Source organism: Methylobacterium sp. E-025 (assembly GCF_022829705.1).
Lineage (GTDB): Bacteria > Pseudomonadota > Alphaproteobacteria > Rhizobiales > Beijerinckiaceae > Methylobacterium.
Genome location: NZ_JAKSYR010000178.1, coordinates 1 through 5,206, shown reverse-complemented (window position 1 = coordinate 5,206; position 5,206 = coordinate 1). Strand labels below are relative to the sequence as shown.

Here is a 5,206-nt window from a genome sequence, read left to right as displayed (position 1 = left end):
CCGACCGGCGGGACAATGTGCGTCGTAGGCGGATGGACGCCGCCGTCGCCAAGCTTGGACGCGACCCGTTGGTCGACCTGCACCGGCCGTGCGATCGAACGCGACGAAAACGGCCGGTGCTGGACGCCTCGGGGCGGGACGTCGCCTGTCAGGGGTGGCTTCCCTCCCCCCGCACCCAAGTCGGGCCTGCCCGACTTGGGCACACGGGGTTGCGGATCTCGGGCAAGCCCGAGATCCGTCGGGGGTAGGGAAGAGGCGGTGGCGTGATCGTCCAAGAGATGGGTGAAGGCCGTCGCCGATCCGGGACGTGGCGCCGCGAGGTGCGACGCCCGGCCCGCCAAGCGGCGACCTCCGCTACGCCGCCTCAGGCGGTGGCTTCGCCGTACAGCGTCTCGACGTGTTCCCAGTTCACGAGGTTCTCCAGGAACGCCTTGAGGTAGTCGGGGCGGCGGTTGCGGTAGTCGATGTAGTAGGAGTGCTCCCACACGTCGACGCCGAGGATCGGCTTGGCGCCGTGCACCAGCGGGTTCTCGCCGTTCGGGGTCTTCATGATGGCGAGCTTGCCGTCCTTGACCGCGAGCCAGGCCCAGCCCGAGCCGAACTGGCCGATGCCCGCCTGGATGAAGTCCGCCTTGAACTTCTCCGCGCCGCCGAGATCCTCGTCGATCTTCTTGGCGAGGCTGCCCGGGATCGCGCCGCCGCCGTTGGGCTTCATCCACTGCCAGAAGTGCAGGTGGTTGAAGTGCTGGCCGGCATTGTTGAACAGCGGCTGGTTGTTGCCGTAGCTCGCCGTGACGATCTCCTCGACGCTCTTGCCCTCGAGACCGGTGCCCTCGAGCAGCTTGTTGCCGGTGTCGACGTAGGCCTTGTGGTGCTTGTCGTGGTGGAACTCGAGGGTTTCCTTCGACATGTACGGGGCCAGCGCGTCGTAGGCGTAGGGCAGTTCCGGCAGGGTGAAGGTCATCAGATTCTCCGTCTTGTCGAGGTCTTCTGGACGGGCGTGCGGAATCGCGCCGCGCGCCGCGCTCGACGGGGTAACGACCGGAAGGTAAGTCGGTGCCCCCGCCGCGGCAACGCCGGAACCGGCACGAAGCCCGTGGAAACCGCCACGCCGCGGGGCCGACTCCGGTTCGCCGGCGTTTTGCAAAACGCCGGCAAGGTCTTACTACGATCCTGGCGTATCCGGCCCCGACTTCGAGAGTTCCATGATCATTGCGCTGTTCGCGCTCAGTGCCGCGATGGTGATCGGCGGCGTCGTCGCCGTGATCCAGGGGTTCCCCTTCGTCCGCCTGGAGAGCGGGCTCTCCATGGTGATCGCGGGCGCGACCGTCGCCTCGGCCGGGGCGGTGCTCTCCGGCCTCGCGGTGGTGGCGATGGGCCTGCGCCGGGTCGCTCACGCCTTCGACGCCCGCCGCATCGTCGACGCCGTCAGCACGATGCAGGACGGGGTCCGCCTGCCCCCGGCGGCCCCCGCGCCGGCGTCCCTCGCGGTCCCGGCCGCGCCCGCGCCGACCGACCCGGCGCCGGCCCGCCCGATGCTGCCCAACGTGCTGGTGCCGGCCGCCGGCGCCGGCCTGCTCGGCGGCCAGAGCCGGACCGATCCGGTCTTCACGGAGGGCTACGCCGAGCCGTCGATCCCCGAGCCTTCGATGCCGGAGCCGGCCGAGGCTCATGCCGAGCCGGCGGTCCCGCCCCCCGAACCGGCGGTCCCGCACCACGCGGCGCACGAGCCGGAGCCCGCCGCCCCGATGCCGGCCGAGGCGCAGGCCGAGCCGGAGCTGCCGCTCCCCGGCCTCACGCCGCCGGAGCCGGAGCCGGCCGCGCACGTCCCGCCGCCCCCGCCTCCGCCCGCCCCAGAGCCGGAGGACGACCTGTTCGCCCCGACCGAGCCGCCGGCCCTGCGCCGGAGCCTCGATGCCGAGCCCGCGCGGGAGGCCCCCGAGCCCGAGCCGGACACCCGCGAGGTCGTCGGCCGCTACGCCTCGGGCGGCAACACCTACGTGATGTACGCCGACGGCGCGATCGAGGCGGACACACCGCAGGGCCGCTTCACCTTCGCCTCCCTCGACGAGCTGAAGGCCTTCGTCGAGGGCGGCGGCGAAGCCGGCAGCCGCGGCGCCGCCTGAAGGCGTTTCGCGCGCTCTCCCTCCCCCGCAGAGGGGGAAGGGGCACGTGCCCGTGCGTCAGCCCGGCGGGTCGAGGCTGGCGTTCCGCACCGGAAGCGGGGCCAGCATCGTGAGGGCGAAGCCGCCGGGGGCGTAGAGGGTCTCGACCTCGGCCTGCACCTGCGTCGTCAGCACCCGCTGCAGCAGGCGCGAGCCGAAGCCCTGGCGGCGGGGCGGCTCCACCGCCGGGCCGCCGCTCTCGCGCCAGGCGAAGCGCAGCATCCCGGCCGGGCCGCCCGGCAGGACCGCCCAGGCGACCGAGATCCGCCCGCGCCGGTTGGAGAGCGCGCCGTACTTGGCGGCGTTGGTGGTGAGCTCGTGGATCGCCATGCCGATCGGCACCGCGATCTCGGAGGGCAGCGCCGTGTCCGGCCCGTCGAGCACGATGCGGCCGTCGAGGGCCCCGTCCGCATCGGCGGCCTCGCCCTCGCCCGCCTGCGCCTCGGCGTAGGGGCGCAGCTCGCTCAGCAGCAGCGTGCGCAGGTCCGCCGTCTGCCAGGTCGCCTCGGTGAGCACCGAATGGGTGTGGGCGAGCGATTTGATGCGGCCGACGAAGGCTTCATAGAAGCTCTCGATGCTGGACGCCGTCCGCGCGGTCGAGCCGACGATCGCCTGCACCGTCGCCAGGGTGTTCTTCACCCGGTGGTGCAGCTCGCGGATCAGCAGCGCCTGCCGCTCCTCGGCCAGGCGCTGGTCGGTGACGTCGGCGACGAGGCCGATCAGCCGCCGCGGCAGCCGGTTCGGGGCGTCGCGCTCGAAGCGGCCGGCGAGGTCGATGGTGCGCCACGCGCCGTCGCTGCGGCGGCGGATGCGGCCCGTGGTGTGCAGGATCGCGTCGTCGCGCAGCGCCTGCGAGATCGCCAGCCGCACCGCGGCGCGATCGTCCGGGTGCAGCGTATCGCGAAGGAACTCGGTCTTGCCGATGGTGCCGTCCTCGGGCGTGTGCCCGAAGATCTCGAACATCCGTTCGTTCTCCCAGATCGCGTGGTCCTCGAGCATGTGCCACTCGAAGATCCCGAGCCGGGCGACCGTGGTCGCGACCCGCAGGCGCTGGTCGCGGGCGGCGAGCCCGTCGCGGGCCTCGACCCGCGTGGTCACGTCCTGCACCACGCCGACCATGCCGGTGCGGCGCCCGTCTTCGGCGTGGACCGGGCGGCCGCGCACGTCGACGATGATCTCGCGCCCGTCCGCCTCCCGCGTCAGGCGGGTCTCGAAGCGGTAGGCGCCGTCGCGCGCCATCGCGTCCCGGACCACGGCCTGGATCCGGTCGGGCTCGCCCGCGGAGAGGCCGGCGCGCAGGATGTCCCAGGTCGCGGAGGAGCCGGGGGGATGGCCGAGGATCTGCGCGGCGCGGCGCGACAGCACGAGGCGGCCGGTGCTCCGCTCCCAGCGCCACTCGCCGAGGCCCGCCGCGGCGAGGTCCTGGCGGTTCTCCTCGGAGCGGGCCGCCTCGTCGGCATCCACCGCCTCGACGACGAGGACGGTCCCGCCGGCGCCGGAGCGGCGCACCCGCACCTCGACCGAGCCGCCGTCGGCATGGAGCCAGGGATGGATGCCGTCGGCGATCCGGCCGCCGCCGACGAGATCGGCGGCCGGCCGCCCCGCGAGCGCGCCGGGTGGGTGGCCGAGCAGGGCGCAGAGCGCGGGGTTGGCGTCGCGCAGGCGCGCGCCGTCCTGCGACAGCACGGCCAGCCCGATGGCGGCCTCCTCGAAGGCCGCGCGCCGCGGGTCGTCCACCGGGCCGTGATCGTCCCTGTCGGTCACACCGTCCCCTCGAACGCGCGGTCGCGCCGTCTCGAAAAGCGTCGCCCCGACGGAGGCACCGAGCGGGCGCCCGACAGGAGCGCGCCCAAGATGGGGCCGGGGCCGAAGCGGGGCAAGTCGCCCGGCGGCGCCTGCGGCTTCGACAACAGCTTAGTTCAGCACGTCGCCCCGGCCGATCCTCGAAGAAAGCCGCCGAACGCCGCCCGAGGCCGCCGCGAGGATCGTGCGGGTCGCCTGCGCCGGGCCACCGGCGCTTTCCTCCGGCACCCGGTGGCCGGCCCCGCGACCTCACGCATCGTCGCCTGCGGACGGGGCCTCAGCCCGGCGCGACGCGCGCGAACTCGAGGTAGGTCGGGCGGCGCCCGGCCGCGATCGCCTTCGCCTCGTAGCGGGTGCCGGGCCAGCCGGGATAGGGCTGCGTCCAGTCGGCGGCCGTGCGCGCCGTCCAGCGCAGGTGCGGGCAGCGGGCGGTGCGGACCAGGGTCCAGCCGACGTAGTCGTCGATGTCGCTGGCGAAGCGGAACAGGCCGCCGGGCCGCAGCACCCGGGCGATCTCGGCGAGCGACTCGTCCGAGACGAAGCGGCGCTTGCGCTGGCGCCGCTTCGGCCAGGGATCGGGGTAGAGCAGGTAGACCCGCGCGAGGCTGGCATCCGGCAGGGCGGCGAGCAGCGGCGACACGTCCTCGTCGCGGATGCGGACGTTGCGCAAGGCCCGCTCGTCGACGGCGCGCAGCAGCTTGGCGACGCCGTTGACGAAGGGCTCGGCGCCGATGATGCCGATCTCGGGATGGGCCGCCGCCTGCGCCGCCAGGTGCTCGCCGCCGCCGAAGCCGATCTCGAGCCAGACCTCCGACGGGCCTCGCGCGAGGCCGGGAAACAGCGTCGCCGGGTCGAGGGGGCGGCCGTCGGCGGGCGGGGCGACGCGCAGGCGCGGCAGCAAGTCCGACAGGCGCTGCTCCTGCAGCCCGCGCAGGCGCTTGCCCTTGCGTCGGCCGAAGAAGGCCCGCTCGGAGGCGTCGGCCGGGGGGCTGGTGTCGGTCACGGGGAAACTCGTTGGGAGGCTCACGCCTCGATCGGCGACCGGATCGGGCGCAGGCCCCCTCTCCCGTTCGGGAGAGGGAGCCGCCGGCGCGGGGTCGAAACCCTTACGCCAGGGCCGACCTCAGCTTGTCGGCGAGGTCGGTGCGCTCCCAGGAGAAGCCGCCGTCGGCGTCCGGGGCGCGGCCGAAATGGCCGTAGGCCGAGGTGCGGGCGTAGATCGGCTTGTTGAGGCCGAG

4 protein-coding genes and 1 pseudogene are annotated in these 5,206 nt (G+C 74.0%); 1 reads left to right on the top strand and 4 read right to left on the bottom strand.

From position 1 onward, the window contains the following. Window positions 1-364 precede the first annotated feature (364 nt). The gene (locus tag MKK64_RS25600) at window positions 365-964 is read right to left on the bottom strand and encodes a superoxide dismutase (RefSeq protein WP_147729591.1); all 600 of its coding nucleotides are present in this window, start codon (window positions 962-964) and stop codon (window positions 365-367) included. Between the two features lie 241 nt (window positions 965-1,205). Here MKK64_RS25600 and MKK64_RS25595 point away from each other — a divergent pair, with 241 nt between their 5' ends. Further along, entirely contained in the window at window positions 1,206-2,126 is a 921-nt protein-coding gene (locus tag MKK64_RS25595; RefSeq protein WP_243938428.1) for a hypothetical protein, read from the top strand. A 57-nt stretch (window positions 2,127-2,183) separates the two neighbouring features. Here the strand turns inward: MKK64_RS25595 and MKK64_RS25590 are convergent, their stop codons facing one another. The 3 genes and pseudogenes from MKK64_RS25590 to MKK64_RS25580 all read right to left on the bottom strand — a co-directional run. After that, window positions 2,184-3,929, bottom strand: coding sequence for an HWE histidine kinase domain-containing protein (locus tag MKK64_RS25590; protein WP_243938426.1), 1,746 nt, complete (start codon window positions 3,927-3,929; stop codon window positions 2,184-2,186). 316 nt (window positions 3,930-4,245) lie between these two features. Beyond that, on the bottom strand, window positions 4,246-4,971 hold the full coding sequence (locus MKK64_RS25585; RefSeq protein ID WP_243938424.1) for a tRNA (guanine(46)-N(7))-methyltransferase TrmB: 726 nt from the start codon (window positions 4,969-4,971) through the stop codon (window positions 4,246-4,248). Between the two features lie 103 nt (window positions 4,972-5,074). Beyond that, window positions 5,075-5,206: pseudogene (locus MKK64_RS25580) on the bottom strand (methionine adenosyltransferase); the annotation flags it as partial.

Excerpts from the sequence above, each read along its gene's own strand:
- MKK64_RS25600 (WP_147729591.1), bottom strand. The coding sequence starts at position 964 with ATGACCTTCACCCTGCCGGAACTGCCCTACGCCTACGACGCGCTGGCC.
- MKK64_RS25595 (WP_243938428.1), top strand. The coding sequence starts at position 1,206 with ATGATCATTGCGCTGTTCGCGCTCAGTGCCGCGATGGTGATCGGCGGC.